This is a genomic window from Delftia sp. RIT313, assembly GCF_000632165.1.
Lineage (GTDB): Bacteria > Pseudomonadota > Gammaproteobacteria > Burkholderiales > Burkholderiaceae_C > Comamonas > Comamonas acidovorans.
Genome location: NZ_JFYT01000030.1, coordinates 100,072 through 116,160 on the forward strand (window position 1 = coordinate 100,072; position 16,089 = coordinate 116,160).

Annotated in this window: 23 protein-coding genes and 1 tRNA gene; 1 reads left to right on the forward strand and 23 read right to left on the reverse strand. The window is 61.6% G+C overall.

The annotated features are described in order from the left end of the window. Positions 1-6 precede the first annotated feature (6 nt). Positions 7-1,512: a DASS family sodium-coupled anion symporter gene (locus BW39_RS05470; RefSeq protein WP_034389959.1), complete on the reverse strand. Its 1,506-nt coding sequence runs from the start codon at positions 1,510-1,512 to the stop codon at positions 7-9. A gap of 294 nt (positions 1,513-1,806) precedes the next feature. Between BW39_RS05470 and BW39_RS05475 the strand changes: the two genes are divergently transcribed. Beyond that, the gene (locus BW39_RS05475; RefSeq protein WP_012202980.1) at positions 1,807-2,124 is read left to right on the forward strand and encodes a hypothetical protein; all 318 of its coding nucleotides are present in this window, start codon (positions 1,807-1,809) and stop codon (positions 2,122-2,124) included. Positions 2,125-2,205: 81 nt separating this feature from the next. Here the strand turns inward: BW39_RS05475 and BW39_RS05480 are convergent. The 22 genes from BW39_RS05480 to BW39_RS05575 form a co-directional block, all read right to left on the reverse strand. Then, positions 2,206-2,282, reverse strand: a tRNA-Met gene (locus tag BW39_RS05480). Positions 2,283-2,303: 21 nt separating this feature from the next. Beyond that, entirely contained in the window at positions 2,304-2,696 is a 393-nt protein-coding gene (gene rplQ / locus BW39_RS05485; RefSeq protein WP_012202979.1) for a 50S ribosomal protein L17, read from the reverse strand. Between the two features lie 186 nt (positions 2,697-2,882). Beyond that, positions 2,883-3,881 (reverse strand): DNA-directed RNA polymerase subunit alpha, encoded by a 999-nt coding sequence (locus BW39_RS05490; protein WP_012202978.1) that lies wholly within the window; start codon positions 3,879-3,881, stop codon positions 2,883-2,885. 112 nt (positions 3,882-3,993) lie between these two features. Beyond that, a complete protein-coding gene (gene rpsD, locus BW39_RS05495; RefSeq protein ID WP_012202977.1) occupies positions 3,994-4,617 on the reverse strand; it encodes a 30S ribosomal protein S4 in 624 nt (207 codons plus the stop codon). Between the two features lie 90 nt (positions 4,618-4,707). After that, positions 4,708-5,112, reverse strand: a complete 405-nt coding sequence (rpsK, locus tag BW39_RS05500) for a 30S ribosomal protein S11 (RefSeq protein WP_012202976.1) — start codon at positions 5,110-5,112, stop codon at positions 4,708-4,710. An 18-nt stretch (positions 5,113-5,130) separates the two neighbouring features. Continuing rightward, positions 5,131-5,496: a 30S ribosomal protein S13 gene (gene rpsM / locus BW39_RS05505; protein ID WP_012202975.1), complete on the reverse strand. Its 366-nt coding sequence runs from the start codon at positions 5,494-5,496 to the stop codon at positions 5,131-5,133. Positions 5,497-5,518: 22 nt separating this feature from the next. Further along, complete coding sequence (rpmJ, locus tag BW39_RS30090; protein ID WP_003050535.1) at positions 5,519-5,632, reverse strand: 50S ribosomal protein L36; 114 nt, start codon at positions 5,630-5,632, stop codon at positions 5,519-5,521. A 132-nt stretch (positions 5,633-5,764) separates the two neighbouring features. Further along, complete coding sequence (gene secY, locus BW39_RS05510; RefSeq protein WP_012202974.1) at positions 5,765-7,084, reverse strand: preprotein translocase subunit SecY; 1,320 nt, start codon at positions 7,082-7,084, stop codon at positions 5,765-5,767. Between the two features lie 24 nt (positions 7,085-7,108). Further along, a complete protein-coding gene (gene rplO, locus BW39_RS05515) occupies positions 7,109-7,540 on the reverse strand; it encodes a 50S ribosomal protein L15 (RefSeq protein ID WP_012202973.1) in 432 nt (143 codons plus the stop codon). Positions 7,541-7,551: 11 nt separating this feature from the next. Next, positions 7,552-7,734, reverse strand: a complete 183-nt coding sequence (gene rpmD / locus BW39_RS05520) for a 50S ribosomal protein L30 (protein ID WP_012202972.1) — start codon at positions 7,732-7,734, stop codon at positions 7,552-7,554. A 14-nt stretch (positions 7,735-7,748) separates the two neighbouring features. After that, a complete protein-coding gene (rpsE, locus tag BW39_RS05525) occupies positions 7,749-8,270 on the reverse strand; it encodes a 30S ribosomal protein S5 (RefSeq protein ID WP_012202971.1) in 522 nt (173 codons plus the stop codon). Positions 8,271-8,285: 15 nt separating this feature from the next. Continuing rightward, complete coding sequence (rplR, locus tag BW39_RS05530) at positions 8,286-8,651, reverse strand: 50S ribosomal protein L18 (protein WP_012202970.1); 366 nt, start codon at positions 8,649-8,651, stop codon at positions 8,286-8,288. 11 nt (positions 8,652-8,662) lie between these two features. Further along, positions 8,663-9,196 (reverse strand): 50S ribosomal protein L6, encoded by a 534-nt coding sequence (gene rplF, locus BW39_RS05535; protein WP_013804444.1) that lies wholly within the window; start codon positions 9,194-9,196, stop codon positions 8,663-8,665. A 24-nt stretch (positions 9,197-9,220) separates the two neighbouring features. After that, on the reverse strand, positions 9,221-9,616 hold the full coding sequence (gene rpsH / locus BW39_RS05540) for a 30S ribosomal protein S8 (RefSeq protein WP_012202968.1): 396 nt from the start codon (positions 9,614-9,616) through the stop codon (positions 9,221-9,223). Between the two features lie 20 nt (positions 9,617-9,636). Continuing rightward, a complete protein-coding gene (gene rpsN, locus BW39_RS05545; RefSeq protein ID WP_012202967.1) occupies positions 9,637-9,942 on the reverse strand; it encodes a 30S ribosomal protein S14 in 306 nt (101 codons plus the stop codon). Positions 9,943-9,950: 8 nt separating this feature from the next. Continuing rightward, a complete protein-coding gene (gene rplE / locus BW39_RS05550) occupies positions 9,951-10,490 on the reverse strand; it encodes a 50S ribosomal protein L5 (RefSeq protein ID WP_012202966.1) in 540 nt (179 codons plus the stop codon). Between the two features lie 10 nt (positions 10,491-10,500). Further along, positions 10,501-10,821: a 50S ribosomal protein L24 gene (rplX, locus tag BW39_RS05555; RefSeq protein ID WP_012202965.1), complete on the reverse strand. Its 321-nt coding sequence runs from the start codon at positions 10,819-10,821 to the stop codon at positions 10,501-10,503. Between the two features lie 10 nt (positions 10,822-10,831). After that, positions 10,832-11,200 carry a 50S ribosomal protein L14 gene (gene rplN, locus BW39_RS05560; RefSeq protein WP_012202964.1) on the reverse strand — a complete coding sequence of 123 codons (369 nt, stop codon included), beginning with the start codon at positions 11,198-11,200 and terminating at the stop codon, positions 10,832-10,834. Continuing rightward, a complete protein-coding gene (locus BW39_RS31625; RefSeq protein ID WP_013804445.1) occupies positions 11,197-11,358 on the reverse strand; it encodes a hypothetical protein in 162 nt (53 codons plus the stop codon). The genes rplN and BW39_RS31625 overlap by 4 nt, the downstream gene beginning before the upstream one ends. 529 nt (positions 11,359-11,887) lie before the next feature. Continuing rightward, entirely contained in the window at positions 11,888-13,477 is a 1,590-nt protein-coding gene (locus BW39_RS05565) for a glycerol-3-phosphate dehydrogenase/oxidase (protein WP_012202963.1), read from the reverse strand. A gap of 344 nt (positions 13,478-13,821) precedes the next feature. Further along, positions 13,822-15,555, reverse strand: coding sequence for an ABC transporter substrate-binding protein (locus BW39_RS05570; protein WP_012202962.1), 1,734 nt, complete (start codon positions 15,553-15,555; stop codon positions 13,822-13,824). A 100-nt stretch (positions 15,556-15,655) separates the two neighbouring features. Beyond that, positions 15,656-15,964, reverse strand: coding sequence for a DUF2160 domain-containing protein (locus tag BW39_RS05575; RefSeq protein ID WP_043820414.1), 309 nt, complete (start codon positions 15,962-15,964; stop codon positions 15,656-15,658). Positions 15,965-16,089: the final 125 nt, after the last annotated feature.

Sequence of the window (16,089 nt, forward strand, 5' to 3'; positions counted from 1 at the left end):
CCGCCCTCACCACAGCCCCAGCAGCTTCCACCAGACACTGCCGACCACGGCAAAGATCAGCAGCTCGATCACGCACATGGCCGCCCCCACGCGCCACCAGTTGCCCAGCGTGACATAGCCGCTGCCGAAGATGATGGGCGAAGTGCCGGTGGCGTAGTGGGTCAGCGTCATCATGATGGCCGAGCCGGCCGTCATCATCAGCATGAAGGGCACGACATAGTCGGCCGGAATCAGCTGCGCACCCACGGTCAGGAAGGCCAGCATCATCGCGCTGATGTGGGCCGTGGTGCTGGCGAACAGGTAGTGCGAGAACACGAACACGCCCACCAGGATGGCCGCCACCGGCAGCCAGTCCAGGCCGCTGGCGACGATGGCGTTCTTCATGCCCACGGCAAACCAGGACACCACGCCGAGCTTGTTGAGCTGCTCGGCCAGCATGACCAGGGCGCCGAACCATACCAGGGTATCCCAGGCGCTTTTCTCGGACAGCACGTCATCCCAGTCGATGGTGCCCGTGATGATCAGCACGAACAGGCCCAGGAAGGCGACCACCGTGGGGTCCAGCACGAAGGCCGGGCCGAACAGCATCTGCGGTACGTTGGCCCACAGCAGCAGCATCAGGCCGAAGGTGCCCAGCATCACGCGCTCCTTGCCCGACAGCGGCCCCATGCGCGCCATCTCGCTGCGGGCGTACTCCACGGCATTGGGCGTGGCCTTGAGCTCGGGCGGCGACAGCAGGTAGATCACCAGCGGCATCAGCAGCAGGCACAGCAGGCCCGGCAGCAGCATGTACAGCGCCCAGGTGGTCCAGCTCAGGTGCAGGGCCTGGCCCGTGGCCTTGGCCACGAAATCCACCACCAGCGGGTTGGGCGCGGTGGCGGTCAGGAACATGGCCGAGGTGATGGGATTGGCGTGGTAGTTGACCAGGGCCAGGTAGGTGCCCACCTTGCCTTGCGTGCCCTTGGCCGGGTCCGACTCGAAGGCATTGGCGATGGACTTCATGATCGGGTGAACGATGCCGCCGCCGCGCGCCGTGTTGCTGGGGGTGAACGGAGCCAGCACCAGCTCGCAGATCGCCAGGCCGTAGCCGATGCCGATGGTGCGCTTGCCCAGCAGGGCGATGAACATCAGGCCGATGCGGCTGCCCAGCCCCGTCTTCTTGAGGCCGCGCGAGATCAGGATGGCTACCACGATCAGCCAGATCAGCGGGCTGGAAAAGCTGCTCAGCGCATCGGTGATGGCACCCTTGGACGAGCCGGAGGTGACCTGGGACAGCGAGACGATGACGATGGCCATCAAGGCCATCACGCCAATGGGCATGACCTTGAGGATGATGGCCACGATGGTGGTCAGGAAAATGGCGACCAGCTGCCAGCCCTTGGGCGTCAGCCCCTCGGGCACGGGCATCAGCAGCAGGCCGAACAGCACGGCGGTGGCAATCAGTGCCGGCACCAGCCGGAACGGCACGGCCGCCTTGAAATAGCGGAACAGCGAGGCGATCTTCTCGAGCATGTGGATCCTTTGCGTTGCCGGAGCGGCGCCGAGAGAGCATGGCCTGCCGGGAGCAAAAGCCCACCAGCCTGCACGGGCACTGGCGGCCGCGCCGCATGACTGACATCATGATGCAGTGCAGCATGAGCCCGGCTTCCAGCGGGCGCCTGCGCCACCGAAGTTTGACAGGCATCAAGGCCGGGCCAGTAAACCTGGCGACCCAGGCCACCGAGCCCCGCTCACATGACAGCATCCCCAGACCGGGTGCCTTTCGCCCCGGTGTACCCATGCAGTGAAAAAAGGAGAAAAGCCGACATGCCAGCCAACCGATTCTTGCCCGAGGAATGGGAATGCCGGCTCCAGGAAATCGACCTGGAGATCGCCCGCCACGCCGTCATCTGCAAGATCCCGCTGCTGCAGGCCGGTGTGGTGGAGCGCGTGCTGGCCAATGACGCCAGCGTCTGCGGCGCCGAGCACGAGGCCGCATTCAAGACCCTGCGCGGCCTTCTGTACATGCACTACACCGAGCTGCTGCACATCAGCGAAGTGCTCAGCCCCGAGGTCGCCCAGGAAATCGCCCACCGCGTGCGCCTGCGGCTGGGCCAGCGCATCGGCAACCAGCTGGGCGGCTGATGCCGGGCTGTCCGCCTGGCCTTTGCCCTGGCGCGAGGGCATGAAAAAAGGGCTACGACAGTGTCGTAGCCCTTTTCAATTTGGTTGCGCGAGAAGGATTTGAACCTCCGACCTTTGGGTTATGAGCCCAACGAGCTACCAGACTGCTCCATCGCGCGGTATTCCAAAATTATAGCAGATTATTCAGCTGCCTTGGCTTCGGCGGCGCCTTCTTCAGCGCGCTCGACCAGTTCCACGAAGGCCATGGGGGCGTTGTCGCCCACGCGGAAGCCCATCTTCAGGATACGGGTGTAGCCACCAGGACGCTTGGCGAAGCGGGGGCCCAGCTCGTTGAAGAGCTTGGTCACGCTGTCGCGGTCGCGCAGGCGGTCGAATGCCAGGCGGCGGTTGGCAACGGTATCGACCTTGGCCAGGGTGATCATGGGCTCGATCACGCGGCGCAGTTCCTTGGCCTTGGGAACGGTGGTCTTGATGGCTTCGTGCTCGATGAGCGAATTCATCATGTTCTTCAGCATCGCCAGGCGGTGCGAAGAGGTGCGATTGAGTTTGCGGAGGCCGTGACCGTGACGCATGGTGCTTTATTCCTAAAATATGTAATTAGGGCTTGCGCAAACAAGGATGCAAGCCTGGACCCGTTACCGGATCTGCAGCTTGCCTCAACCGAATTTGCGCAAGTTGTTGATTAATTCGTGCAGCCGTATCAGGTACTGCCCGAGGCACTGAGGCTCTCCAAAAAGGAGAGCCTGCAATTATAGTGCTTAGCGCTTTTCCAGGCCAGCAGGCGGCCAGTTCTCGAGCTTCATGCCCAGCGTCAGACCGCGGGAAGCCAGGACTTCCTTGATCTCGTTGAGCGACTTGCGACCCAGGTTGGGGGTCTTGAGCAGCTCGTTTTCGGTACGCTGGATCAGGTCGCCGATGTAGTAGATGTTCTCTGCCTTGAGGCAGTTGGCCGAACGCACGGTGAGTTCCAGCTCGTCCACGGGACGCAGCAAGATGGGATCAAAGGCGGTTGCGGCACCACGGCCACCGGCCGGAGCATCGAAGACGCTGGCGATATCGCCGCCGTCCAGCTGAGCGAACACGGCGAGCTGTTCCACCAGGATCTTGGCGGATGCGCGCACGGCGTCCTCGGCAGTGATCGCACCATTGGTTTCGATCTCCACCACCAGCTTGTCGAGGTCGGTGCGTTGTTCAACGCGGGCCGATTCGACGGCGTAGCTCACGCGCTTGACGGGCGAGAACGAAGCGTCCAGCACAATGCGGCCGATCGACTTCGTGGACTCGTCGCCATAGCGGCGCACGTTGCCGGGCACATAGCCGCGGCCCTTCTCCACCTTGATCTGCATGTCCAGCTTGCCGCCTTGCGACAGGTTGGCGATGACATGATCAGGGTTGATGATTTCCACGTCGTGGGGCGTCTGGATGTCGCGCGCCGTCACGACGCCTTCGCCATCCTTGCGCAGCGAGAGCGTGACCTCATCGCGGTTGTGCAGCTTGAACACCACACCCTTGAGGTTCAGCAGGATGTTGACCACATCTTCCTGGACACCGTCGATGGACGAGTACTCGTGCAACACACCAGCAATCGTCACTTCCGTCGCTGCGTAACCCACCATGGACGAGAGCAGGACACGGCGCAGGGCGTTGCCCAGCGTATGGCCGTAGCCACGCTCAAACGGCTCCAGAACAACTTTGGCGCGATTGTGGCCAAGCTGCTCGACATTGATCGTCTTGGGCTTCAGCAAATTGGTTTGCATGCAGACTTCCTCTCAATACCCCCGGCTCGTTACACCGGTAAGGCTGGTGAAGCACCCCAGCGCGATGCCTCGCGGCTGGGGGACGGTTTTACAGAAATGTCGCTGCGCGGAATTAACGCGAGTACAACTCAACGATCAGGGATTCGTTGATGTCTGCACCGAACTCGTCGCGGTCAGGCGACTTCTTGAACGTGCCTTCAGCCTTGTCGGCAGACACTTCCACCCATGCGGGGAAACCGACTTGACCAGCCAGTTGCAGGGCTTCGACGATGCGGGCCTGCTTCTTGGACTTTTCACGCACGGCGACCACGTCACCCACCTTCACCATGTAGGAAGGGATGTTGACGGATTGGCCGTTGACCGTGATGGCCTTGTGCGACACCAGCTGACGCGCTTCCGAGCGGGTCGAGCCGAAGCCCATGCGGTACACCACGTTGTCCAGACGCGACTCCAGCAGCGACAGCAGATTGGCACCGGTGTTGCCCTTCTTCTTGTCGGCGGCTTCGAAGTAGCGGCGGAATTGCTTTTCCAGCACGCCGTACATGCGCTTGACCTTCTGCTTTTCACGCAGCTGCAGGCCGAAGTCGGAAGTACGCTGACCGGAAGTGCGGCCGTGCTGGCCGGGCTTGGTGTCGAACTTGGACTTGTCGGCGATCGAGCGACGTGCGCTCTTCAGGAACAGGTCAGTGCCTTCACGGCGGGAGAGTTTGGCCTTGGGGCCGATATAGCGTGCCACTTGATTTCCTTTGTGTCATCTGCCGTGCACAAGCACGGGAGCCGCCCGCGATGTTACACATCTGGGCGGCGGTGGGCTTGGTGAAAAAGCTTAGATACGACGGCGCTTTTGAGGGCGGCAGCCGTTGTGGGGAACCGGCGTCACGTCCGCGATGGAAGTGATGCGGATGCCCAGGGCGCCCAGGGCGCGAACCGAGGATTCACGGCCAGGACCGGGACCCTTGATTTCGACGTCCAGGTTCTTGATGCCCTGTTCGATGGCAGCACGACCAGCCACTTCCGAAGCCACCTGGGCAGCGAAGGGAGTCGACTTGCGCGAACCCTTGAAGCCCTGGCCACCCGACGAGGCCCACGACAGAGCGTTGCCTTGGCGGTCGGTGATGGTGATGATCGTGTTGTTGAACGAAGCGTGCACGTGGGCAATGCCGTCCGAAATGTTCTTACGGACTTTCTTGCGAACGCGCTGTGCAGCGTTGTTTGCGGGAGACTTAGCCATAGTGATCTTTCAATCTCTTTATTTCTTCAAAGCCGCGGCACCCTTGCGCGGACCCTTGCGGGTACGTGCATTCGTGCGGGTACGTTGACCACGCATGGGCAGGCCACGACGATGACGGAAACCGCGATAGCAACCGATGTCCATCAAACGCTTGATGTTCATCGTTGTTTCGCGACGCAGATCACCTTCCAGAGTCAGGGAAGTCAGCTGATCACGGATCTTTTCCAGATCACCGTCAGTCAGTTCCTTGATTTTCTTGGAATATGCGATGCCAGCGGCTTCGCAGATCTTGCGTGCAGTGGTGCGACCGATCCCATAGATAGCGGTCAGGCCGATTTCAGCGTGCTGATGCGGCGGGATGTTAATGCCAGCGATACGTGCCATTATTCGTCCTCAAACTTTCCTATCAACCCTGGCGCTGCTTGTGGCGCTGGTCCGTGCAGATCACTCGCACCACACCTTTGCGGCGGATGATCTTGCAGTTACGGCAGATTTTTTTGACCGAAGCCGAAACTCTCATTTCATTCTCCTAAAACTCTACATCCGTTACGGCCTATCGACCGGGAAACATGCCCGCGATGGATAGATCGAGTGGGCGTCTACTAACTCTTACTGGACCCGCCGGCACCGCCGGCCAGGCCCATCACTTAGTTCAATTGCCAAGTGTCGCTTTGAAGTTCGCCTTTTTGAGGAGCGATTCGTACTGTTGCGACATCATGTAGTTCTGCACCTGGGCCATGAAGTCCATGGTCACCACCACAATAATCAGCAGTGATGTGCCACCGAAGTAGAACGGAACGTTGTACTTCAGGATCAGGAACTCGGGCAACAAGCACACGAATGTGATGTACACCGCGCCAGCCAGGGTCAGGCGAACCAGGATCTTGTCAATGTAGCGGGCCGTCTGGTCACCGGGACGGATCCCGGGGATGAAGGCACCACTCTTCTTCAGGTTGTCGGCGGTTTCCCGGCTGTTGAACACCAGGGCCGTGTAGAAGAAGCAGAAGAAGATGATGGCAGTGGCGTAGAGCATCACATAGATCGGCTGACCGGGGGTCAGCGTGCTAGCAATGTCCTTCAGCCAGCGCATGGATTCCCCTGCACTGAACCAGTTCACAACGGTCGCCGGCAGCAAGATGATCGAGGAAGCGAAGATGGGAGGGATGACCCCCGCCATGTTCAGCTTCAGCGGCAAGTGCGAAGACTGGCCACCATACACCTTGTTACCCACCTGACGACGCGCATAGTTCACCAGGATCTTGCGTTGTCCCCGCTCGACAAACACGACGAAGTACGTCACGGCTGCCACCACGAGAACGATGAAGATCGCGGCCAGGATGCTCATGGCACCGGTGCGCACCAGCTCCAGCAGACCACCGATGGAGCTCGGCAGACCTGCGGCGATACCTCCAAAGATGAGGATCGAGATGCCGTTGCCCAGACCACGTTCCGTGATCTGTTCACCGAGCCACATCAGGAACATGGTGCCGGCCGTCAGGCTGACCACCGCCGTGAGGCGGAAGCCGAAGCCAGGGCTCAGAACCAGACCTGCGGAGCTTTCCAGAGCCACGGCAATTCCCAGGGACTGAAAAATCGCCAGGCCCAATGTGCCGTAGCGGGTGTACTGGGTGATCTTGCGACGACCCGATTCACCTTCCTTTTTCAGCTGCTCGAATGTAGGGACCACGTAGGTCATGAGCTGCATGATGATCGATGCCGAGATGTACGGCATGATCCCCAGTGCGAACACCGTGAAGCGCGAGAGCGCCCCACCCGAGAACATGTTGAACAGATTGAGAATGCCGCCCTGCTGGCCATTGAACAGCTGCTGCAGCTGCGCTGGATCGATGCCCGGCACGGGGATATGAGCCCCGATCCGGTAAACGACCAGCGCGAGCAACAGAAAAACCAGACGGCGGCGAAGATCGCCGAATTTTCCGGTTTTTGCAATTTGAGCTGCGCTAGTAGCCACGGATGTCTTCTTTCAGATCATTAATCAGGCGATGCTGCCACCGGCAGCTTCGATGGCAGCCTTGGCGCCGGCGGTAGCGCCGATGCCGTTGAGCTTGACAGCCTTGCTGATTTCACCGCTCTTGATGATCTTGACCACCTTTGCGATTTCACCAACCAGACCGGCTTGCTTCAGAGCTGCCAGATCGACTTCGGCCAGGCCCAGCTGTTCCAGAGCGGACAGGGTCACTTCTGCATTGAACTTCAGCAGATGCGACTTGAAGCCACGCTTGGGCAGACGGCGCTGCAGAGGCATTTGACCGCCTTCGAAGCCCACCTTGTGGTAGCCACCCGAACGCGACTTCTGACCCTTGTGACCACGGCCGGCAGTCTTGCCCAGGCCGGAGCCGATGCCGCGACCGACACGGCGCTTGGCGTGCTTGGAGCCCTCTGCAGGCTTGATGCTATTGAGTTCCATCATCAATCCTTTCAGAGAACTTTGACCAGGTAGCTGATCTTGTTGATCATGCCGCGCACGGCAGGCGTGTCCTGCAGTTCGCTGATGCTGTTCAGCTTGCGCAGGCCCAGGCCACGGACGGTGGCGCGGTGCGATTCCTTGGTGCCAATGGGGCTGCGCACCAGTTGCACCTTCACGGTTTGTTGCGTTGTCATGTGATTGACTCCGATCAGGCGGTGAAGATGTCTTCAACCGACTTGCCGCGCTTGGCTGCCACTTCCGAAGGGGTCGTGGAGTGCTTCAGAGCGTCAAAAGTCGCGCGGACCATGTTGTAGGGATTCGACGAACCATGGCTCTTGGCCACGATGTCGGTGATGCCCAGCACTTCGAAAACGGCGCGCATCGGGCCGCCGGCGATGATGCCGGTACCCTTGGGAGCGGGGTTCAGCATCACGGATGCTGCGCCATGCTGACCCATCACGGTGTGATGGATCGTGCCGTGCTTCAAAGACACCTTGATCATGTTGCGACGGGATTCTTCCATCGCCTTTTGCACGGCTGCAGGCACTTCCTTCGACTTGCCCTTGCCCATGCCAACGCGGCCATCACCATCGCCAACCACGGTCAGTGCAGCGAAGCCGAGGATACGACCGCCCTTCACAACCTTGGTGACGCGGTTCACCGCGATCATTTTTTCGCGCAGACCGTCGTCACGACCTTCGTCTTGCACCTTGGGAGAAAACTTTGCCATTTCTATCCGCTCCGCTTAGAACTGCAGGCCGGCTTCACGAGCGGCTTCTGCCAAAGCCTTCACGCGGCCGTGGTATGCGAAACCAGCGCGATCGAAAGCCACTTTCTCCACGCCGGCAGCCTTCGCCTTCTCGGCAATGCGCTTGCCAATCAGCGTAGCGGCAGCCACGTTGCCACCCTTGCCGATGGCGCCCAGTTGGGTGCGCACTTCGGCTTCGGCGGTGGAGGCCGAAGCCAGCACCTTGGTGCCGTCTTCCGACACCACGCTTGCGTAGATGTGGAGGTTCGTACGGTTCACGCTCAGACGTGCCACGCCTTGCTGTGCAATGCGGATGCGGGTCTGGCGGGCACGACGGAGACGCTGCTCTTTCTTGGTCAACATAATGCAGCTCCTTACTTCTTCTTGGTCTCTTTGATCACGACCTTCTCATCCGAGTAACGGATGCCCTTGCCCTTGTAGGGCTCGGGAGGACGAACGGCACGGATCTCAGCAGCCATTTGGCCAACGGCCTGGCGGTCAGCACCCTTGACCAAGATTTCGGTCGGTGTGGGGGTGGTGACAGTGATGCCGGCCGGCATTTCGAAGTTCACCGGGTGCGAAAAGCCGATCGCCAGGTTCAGCTTGGAGCCCGAGGCCGAAGCCTTGAAACCCACGCCAACCAGCGACAGCTTCTTCTCGAAGCCCTTGCTCACGCCCACCACCATGTTGTTCACCAGCTGACGCATGGTGCCGCTCATGGCGTTGGCTTCGCGCGAGTCATTGACGGGCTCGAAAGACAGCTTGCCTTCGTTGTTGGAGATCTTCACCAGAACGTTCTGGGCTTGCGACAGCGTGCCGCCGGTGCCCTTCACATTGATCTGGTCGTCTTTGATGGACACATCCACGCCTGCGGGGATGGCCACGGGAGTCTTTGCTACGCGAGACATTTCAGTATTTCTCCTTAATGTCCGTTAGGCCACGTAGCACAGCACTTCGCCGCCCACGCCAGTGGCGCGTGCCTTGCGATCCGTCATCACGCCCTTGGGAGTGGTGACGATGGCAACGCCCATACCGTTCATGACCTGGGGGATTGCGTCACGGCCCTTGTACACGCGCAGGCCGGGACGGCTCACGCGCTCGATGCGCTCGATCACCGGACGGCCGGCGTAGTACTTCAGGGTAATTTCGAGTTCGGACTTGCCAGCGTCGGTCTTCACTTGGAAGCCGTCGATGTAGCCTTCATCCTTCAGCACCTGGGCGATTGCAACCTTGACCTTGGAGGAAGGAGCCGTCACGGTGGTCTTGGAGACCATTTGTGCATTGCGGATGCGGGTCAGCAAGTCAGCGATGGGATCACTCATGCTCATGTTTAATCTCTCCTGCTTGCTTACCAGCTGGCCTTGGTGACACCGGGGATGTCGCCAGCGAAGGCCAGTTCACGGATCTTGGCGCGGCCCAGACCGAATTGACGGAAGGTGCCACGGGGACGACCCGTGATCTCGCAGCGGTTGCGCTGGCGAGTGGGGTTCGCGTTACGGGGCAGCTTCTGCAGGCCCAGGCGAGCGGCGTCGCGCTCTTCGTCGCTGCGCTTTGCGTCAGCGGCGATTGCCTTCAGTTCTGCGTATTTGGCAGCGTACTTGGCTGCCAGCTTTTCGCGCTTGAGTTCGCGCTGGATCAATGCAACTTTAGCCATGCGCCACCTCAGTTCTTGAAGGGGAAACGGAAAGCGGCGAGCAGTGCCTTGCACTCATCGTCGGTCCGAGCTGTCGTCGTGATGCTGATGTTCAGACCACGCAGAGCGTCCACCTTGTCGTACTCGATTTCGGGGAAGATGATCTGTTCCTTGACGCCGACGTTGTAGTTGCCGCGACCGTCGAAAGAACGGCCGGAGATACCACGGAAGTCACGCACGCGGGGCAGAGCCACGGTGACGAAACGGTCCAGGAATTCATACATCTGAACGCCACGCAGGGTCACCATGCAGCCAATGGCCTGGCCTTCACGGATCTTGAAGCCGGCGATAGCCTTCTTGGCCTTGGTCACCACGGGCTTCTGACCAGCAATCTTGGTCAGGTCAGCCACGGCGTTGTCCATCACCTTCTTGTCGGCCACGGCTTCGCTCACACCCATGTTCAGGGTGATCTTGGTCAGACGGGGCACTTCCATGGAGGAGGTGTAGCCGAACTTTTCCTTGAGTTCAGCCGCGATCTTTTCGCGATACAGTTTTTGCAGTCGTGCCATGTGTTACCCCTTAGGCCGCCTTGATTTCGGCGCCGCTGGACTTGAACACGCGAACGCGTGTGCCGTCGGCCTGCACCTTGATGCCCACGCGATCAGCCTTGCCGGTCGCTGCATTGAAGATGGCCACGTTGGATTGGTGGATAGGCATGGCCTTTTCCACGATACCGCCGGTGGTGCCCTTCATGGGGTTCGGCTTGACGTGCTTCTTCACCATGTTGATGCCATCGATCAACAGGTGGGAGTCGTCCTTGCGAGCCGAGACCACGCCTTGCTTGCCCTTGTCACGGCCGGTCAGCACGATGATTTGGTCGCCCTTGCGAATCTTGTTCATGGTGCTTCCTTTAGAGAACTTCAGGTGCCAGGGACACGATCTTCATGAACTTTTCGTTGCGCAGTTCACGAGTCACGGGGCCAAAGATGCGGGTGCCGATAGGCTCCAGCTTGGCGTTCAGCAGAACGGCGGCGTTGCCGTCGAACTTGACGAGCGAGCCATCAGCACGGCGAATACCCTTCGCCGTACGCACCACGACCGCGCTGTAGACCTCGCCTTTTTTGACGCGTCCACGCGGTGCAGCTTCCTTGATGGTCACCTTGATGATGTCACCAACACTCGCATAGCGACGATGAGAACCGCCCAGCACTTTGATGCACTGAACAGACTTCGCGCCGGTGTTGTCGGCAACCTCTAACCGAGATTCTGTTTGGATCATTTCAATATTCCCAACTTGCTCCAGCAAACACTCGACAGCCCCAGAGTCTTCTCAAGGGCCGCGAGCAGCCAGTCAGTCTTGGGCCCGTCGTCCACGCCGAAAACCATTTCTCGGCGCTTCCACTGGGCAGATAACTTCACGATTTTCACGTGAAGCATGGGATTGTCCCAGAAATTCCTTTGCGCGTCAAACCCTTAGCTGCCTTTTCCACCCTTGGCCGGCAGCGTTGCGCAACCCCCACAAGAGCGCTATCAACCCAGTAGCAAACTGGGCCTGCCGATGGCCGCACACCATCGGAAGCGCCCATAAAAAAGCCGAGCCTGGCGGGCTCGGCAAAGGGTGGCAGACTCAACGCAATCGTCTGCTGCGGGCTGGCCGCGCGTGCTACGGCGGCGCAGACATCGCAGCGGCTTGGGGCCACCGCGTTGGACTCGGGCACGGCCCTGGCCCTGCGGAAAACGGACTTTCAAGCGCTTTCTTCATCATTCCCCCTCCCTCGTCAGCCTTGTGCTGGCTGCTGTTCGCTGGCACCGCTACGAGATGCTATGGGCAGCATTCTGATTCATAAAAACAATCAAAGATAGATATCCATCAATTTTGACAATCTTTCCTTGGCTTGCATCTGCCTCCAAAAGCAAAACGCCCTGCAGTGCAGGGCGTTTTGCTTGAGAGGGACTTCAGCCGCAATCAGGCCGGCAGGTACTGGGCCGCCAGCGGCATGAAGTCCGCCAGGCCGGCGTCCTGCCCCAGCTCCTCCTGAAGGATGGCTGCCACGCGCGGGGCCACCTCGGCGGCCTTGCGCGCATCAAGGAACAGCAGGCGGCTGCGGCGCGCCAGCACGTCTTCCACGGTGCGCGCGTATTCGAAGCGCGCGGCAAAACGCACCATGGCTTCGTTCAGGCCGTCTGCCAGCCATTCGTCGTTGCCCGGCAACGCCTCCACCGCCGAGGCTTCCGTGCCATAGGAATGCAGGCCCTGGACTTGGTTCATGCGGTGGTGCACGGCGGATTCGGCCGGGGCACCGGCCAGCGGCAGGCGGGCCGTGACGCCGCCGGGCCGGTGCGGCAGGCGGCCGATGGCAAAGCACTCGGAGAGCACGTCTTCGGCCATGGCGCGGTAGGTGGTCCATTTGCCGCCCGTGACGGTGACCAGGCCGGTGCGGCTGGACATGACCGTGTGCTCGCGGCTGATCTTCTTGGTGTTCTCGCCGTCGTCGTCCTGGGGCTTGACCAGCGGGCGCAGGCCGACCCACATGCTGCGCACGTCGGCCAGCGTGGGCTGGCGCGTGAGGTAGCGTCCGGCCTCGGTGAGGATGAAGTCCAGCTCCTCGGGGAACGGCAGGGGCTCGCGCGCCAGGTCGTTGCGCGGCGTGTCGGTGGTGCCCAGGATGACCTTGCCCAGCCAGGGCACGGCAAAGAGCACGCGGCCATCGGCCGTCTTGGGCACGAGCAGGGCGTGATCGCTAGGCAGGAAGTCGCGGTCCACCACCACGTGCACGCCCTGGCTGGGCGCGACCATGGGCTTGACGGGTCGGCCCTGGGCCTCGGCATCCTGCTGGCGGAACAGGTCCACCCAGGGGCCGGTGGCGTTGACCACGCATTTGGCGCGCAGCGTGAAGCGCCGGCCCGATTCCGTGTCTTCGCAGACCAGGCCGGCGACCTTGCCGCCTTCGTGCAGCAGTTCAAGCGCGGGACAGTAGTTGACCAGCAGCGCGCCCTTGGCGGCGGCCGTGCGTGCCAGCGCCAGCGCCAGGCGGGCATCGTCGAACTGGCCGTCCCAGTATTTGACGCCGCCCTTGAGGCCTTGCTGGCGCACGGTGGGCAAACACTTGACCGTGCTGGAGCGCGAGAGGAATTCGGTGGCGCCCAGGCCTGCCTTGCCGGCCAGCGCGTCATACATCTTGAGGCCGATGCCGTAGAACGGCGTGTCCAGCAGCTTGTAGGACGGCATGACAAAGGCCAGCGGCTGCGCCAGGTGGGGCGCGTTGTGCAGCAGCGTGGTGCGCTCATGCAGCGCTTCCCGCACCAGGGCAATGTTGCCCTGGGCCAGGTAACGCACGCCACCATGGACCAGCTTGGTGGCACGCGAGGACGTGCCCTTGGCAAAGTCATGCGACTCCACCAGCACGACCTTGAACCCGCGCGCCGCCGCGTCCAGGGCCACGCCCAGGCCGGTGGCACCGCCGCCGATGATGGCCAGATCGTAGGTTTCAGGCTGGGCCAGGCGTTCCAGCAGGGCGGCGCGGCCGGTGGGCAGAGGGGAAGCAGCGAGGGACATGGATCTTCGACGAAGGAATGTGGGGCAAGTTAACAGGGCGCCATGTAGCCGCCATGTCAGCACCCGGGACGCCACGCCTGCGCCCAATGCGAAGGGGACGGAATCGGGTTTTCCGCTATTTTCGCTCGTTTTTGTATTTTTTTCTTCGCTATCTTTCGTTTCGTGTTTTTTGCAGTCAACGAATTTGGCGATAGGCCGGGAGACCAGCACAGCGCATGCCGTCCAAAACCGGCGCGACCCAACTCAGGGACGCCGAGCAAGGGCCGCCCCGCGGCGAGGGCGTCGTCCCCCTCCCTTGCGAAGCAAGTAGAGAGGGGGAAGGCGCGCAAGCGCCTCAGGGGGTGCTAACGCACCTTGCCGTTTTTCCAGGCATTGAGCAGCGTGTCATACGCAATCGTCTCGCCCTTGGGCTTTTCATTGGCCAGCTTCTTCCACGGCGCCTGCTTGTCGCTGAGCCACTTGGCCGGGTCACCCTTGGGGTTGAGCTTGGGAGCGCAGTGCGCCATGCCGGCACGCTGCAGGCGGGACATGACCTGGTCCATTTCCTCGGCCAGGTTGTCCATGGCGCCCTGGGGCGTCTTCTCGCCGGTGACGGCCTGGGCCACGTTCTTCCACCACAGCTGGGCCAGCTTGGGGTAGTCGGGCACGTTGTTGCCGGTGGGCGTCCAGGCCACGCGGGCGGGGCTGCGGTAGAACTCGACCAGGCCGCCGAGCTTGGGCGCCATGTCCGTCATGGCCTTGGAGCGGATGTCGCTTTCGCGGATGGGCGTCAGGCCGACGATGGTCTTCTTGAGGCTGGTGGTCTTGGCGGTGACGAACTGCGCGTAGAGCCAGGCGGCGGCCGTTCGGTTGGCGTCATGGTCCTTGAAGAAGGTCCAGCTGCCCACGTCCTGGTAGCCGTTTTGCATGCCGTCCTTCCAGTACGGGCCGTTGGGGCCGGGCGCCATGCGCCATTTGGGCGTGCCGTCGGCATTGACCACGGGCAGGCCGGGCTTGGTCATGTCGGCCGTGAAGGCGGTGTACCAGAAGATCTGCTGCGCGATATGGCCCTGGGCCGGCACGGGGCCGGACTCGCCGAAGGTCATGCCCATGGCTTCCTTGGGCGCGTATTTCTTCATCCAGTCCACGTACTTGGTGAGCGCGAACACGGCGGCCGGCGAGTTGGTGGCGCCCCCGCGCGAGACCGAGGCGCCCACGGGCGTGCACTTGTCGTCGGCCACGCGGATGCCCCATTCATCGACGGGCATGCCGTTGGGAATGCCCTTGTCGGCCGCGCCGGCCATGGACAGCCAGGCATCGGTGAAACGCCAACCCAGCGACGGGTCCTTCTTGCCGTAGTCCATGTGGCCGTAGATGGGCTTGCCGTCGATCTGCTTGACGTCGTTGGTGAAGAACTCGGCGATGTCCTCGTAGGCGCTCCAGTTCAGCGGCACGCCCAGCTCGTAGCCGTACTTGGCCTTGAACTTGTCCTTGAGGTCCTTGCGCTCGAAGAGGTCGGCGCGGAACCAGTAGAGGTTGGCGAACTGCTGGTCTGGCAGCTGGTAGAGCTTGCCGTCGGGCGCGGTGGTGAAGCTGGTGCCGATGAAGTCCTTGATGTCCAGGCCCGGATTGGTGAAGTCCTTGCCGGCGCCGGCCATGTAGTCGGTCAGGCTCATGATGCGGCCGTAGCGGTAGTGCGTGCCGATCAGGTCGGAGTCGGAGATCCAGCCGTCATAGATGGACTTGCCCGACTGCATCGAGGTCTGCAGCTTCTCGACCACGTCGCCTTCCTGGATCAGGTCGTGCTTGACGGTGATGCCCGTGATCTCGGTGAAGGCCTTGGCCAGCGTCTTGCTCTCGTACTCGTGCGTGGTGATGGTCTCGGAGACCACGGCGATCTCTTTGACGCCCTTGGCCTGCAGCTTCTTGGCCGCCTCGATGAACCACTTCATCTCGGCCATCTGCTGGTCCTTGGACAGCGTGCTGGGCTGGAACTCCGCGTCGATCCACTTCTTGGCTTCCGCCTCTCCGGCCCAGGACGCCTGCCCCGCCGCCAGCAGGGCCGCCGCGAGGGCGATGGTATGAAGTCGTTGTTTCATCTGCCGTCTCCTAGATTCTTGCTGTCTCCCCGACATGCACATGCACCAGCGGGCCCCGGGGGAGCTTCGGGCCCGGCTGTCGATAAATGGAATGAAGTGATCAGCCTTTGCGCATCACGACGGCCAGCACGAGCATGGACAGCACCAGGCTGATCCACACCGAAGGCTCGGCCTCCAGCGAGAACCACTGCACCATCCTCTCGCCCAGGCCCACCCAGGCCAGATTGACATAGGCCGCCAGCAGCAGCCCGATGAATAGCCGGTCCCCGCGCGTCGTCGCCATCGGCAGCCAGCCCTTGCGCATCACGGTCGGGCTGCGCAGTTCCCACAGCGTCATGCCCACCAGCATCAGCACGATGCAACTGAAGAACACCGCCACCGGCAGCGTCCAGGCCATCCAGGAAAACATTGACGAGTCCTTTCAGAAATCCAGCATCAATACCGCAGCTTCTCGAAACCGGCAGAGCCCAGCCCAGGGACACCGAGGAAGGGCCTACGCCGGCCGCGCCGCCCCGCCCCGAAGGTGTCGTCCCC

Excerpts from the sequence above, each read along its gene's own strand:
- BW39_RS05470 (WP_034389959.1), bottom strand. The coding sequence starts at position 1,512 with ATGCTCGAGAAGATCGCCTCGCTGTTCCGCTATTTCAAGGCGGCCGTG.
- BW39_RS05475 (WP_012202980.1), top strand. The coding sequence starts at position 1,807 with ATGCCAGCCAACCGATTCTTGCCCGAGGAATGGGAATGCCGGCTCCAG.
- rplQ (WP_012202979.1), bottom strand. The coding sequence starts at position 2,696 with ATGCGTCACGGTCACGGCCTCCGCAAACTCAATCGCACCTCTTCGCAC.
- BW39_RS05490 (WP_012202978.1), bottom strand. The coding sequence starts at position 3,881 with ATGCAAACCAATTTGCTGAAGCCCAAGACGATCAATGTCGAGCAGCTT.
- rpsK (WP_012202976.1), bottom strand. The coding sequence starts at position 5,112 with ATGGCTAAGTCTCCCGCAAACAACGCTGCACAGCGCGTTCGCAAGAAA.
- rpsM (WP_012202975.1), bottom strand. The coding sequence starts at position 5,496 with ATGGCACGTATCGCTGGCATTAACATCCCGCCGCATCAGCACGCTGAA.
- rpmJ (WP_003050535.1), bottom strand. The coding sequence starts at position 5,632 with ATGAGAGTTTCGGCTTCGGTCAAAAAAATCTGCCGTAACTGCAAGATC.
- rplO (WP_012202973.1), bottom strand. The coding sequence starts at position 7,540 with ATGGAACTCAATAGCATCAAGCCTGCAGAGGGCTCCAAGCACGCCAAG.
- rpmD (WP_012202972.1), bottom strand. The coding sequence starts at position 7,734 with ATGACAACGCAACAAACCGTGAAGGTGCAACTGGTGCGCAGCCCCATT.
- rpsE (WP_012202971.1), bottom strand. The coding sequence starts at position 8,270 with ATGGCAAAGTTTTCTCCCAAGGTGCAAGACGAAGGTCGTGACGACGGT.
- rplR (WP_012202970.1), bottom strand. The coding sequence starts at position 8,651 with ATGTTGACCAAGAAAGAGCAGCGTCTCCGTCGTGCCCGCCAGACCCGC.
- rplF (WP_013804444.1), bottom strand. The coding sequence starts at position 9,196 with ATGTCTCGCGTAGCAAAGACTCCCGTGGCCATCCCCGCAGGCGTGGAT.
- rpsH (WP_012202968.1), bottom strand. The coding sequence starts at position 9,616 with ATGAGCATGAGTGATCCCATCGCTGACTTGCTGACCCGCATCCGCAAT.
- rpsN (WP_012202967.1), bottom strand. The coding sequence starts at position 9,942 with ATGGCTAAAGTTGCATTGATCCAGCGCGAACTCAAGCGCGAAAAGCTG.
- rplE (WP_012202966.1), bottom strand. The coding sequence starts at position 10,490 with ATGGCACGACTGCAAAAACTGTATCGCGAAAAGATCGCGGCTGAACTC.
- rplX (WP_012202965.1), bottom strand. The coding sequence starts at position 10,821 with ATGAACAAGATTCGCAAGGGCGACCAAATCATCGTGCTGACCGGCCGT.
- rplN (WP_012202964.1), bottom strand. The coding sequence starts at position 11,200 with ATGATCCAAACAGAATCTCGGTTAGAGGTTGCCGACAACACCGGCGCG.
- BW39_RS31625 (WP_013804445.1), bottom strand. The coding sequence starts at position 11,358 with ATGCTTCACGTGAAAATCGTGAAGTTATCTGCCCAGTGGAAGCGCCGA.
- BW39_RS05565 (WP_012202963.1), bottom strand. The coding sequence starts at position 13,477 with ATGTCCCTCGCTGCTTCCCCTCTGCCCACCGGCCGCGCCGCCCTGCTG.
- BW39_RS05570 (WP_012202962.1), bottom strand. The coding sequence starts at position 15,555 with ATGAAACAACGACTTCATACCATCGCCCTCGCGGCGGCCCTGCTGGCG.
- BW39_RS05575 (WP_043820414.1), bottom strand. The coding sequence starts at position 15,964 with ATGTTTTCCTGGATGGCCTGGACGCTGCCGGTGGCGGTGTTCTTCAGT.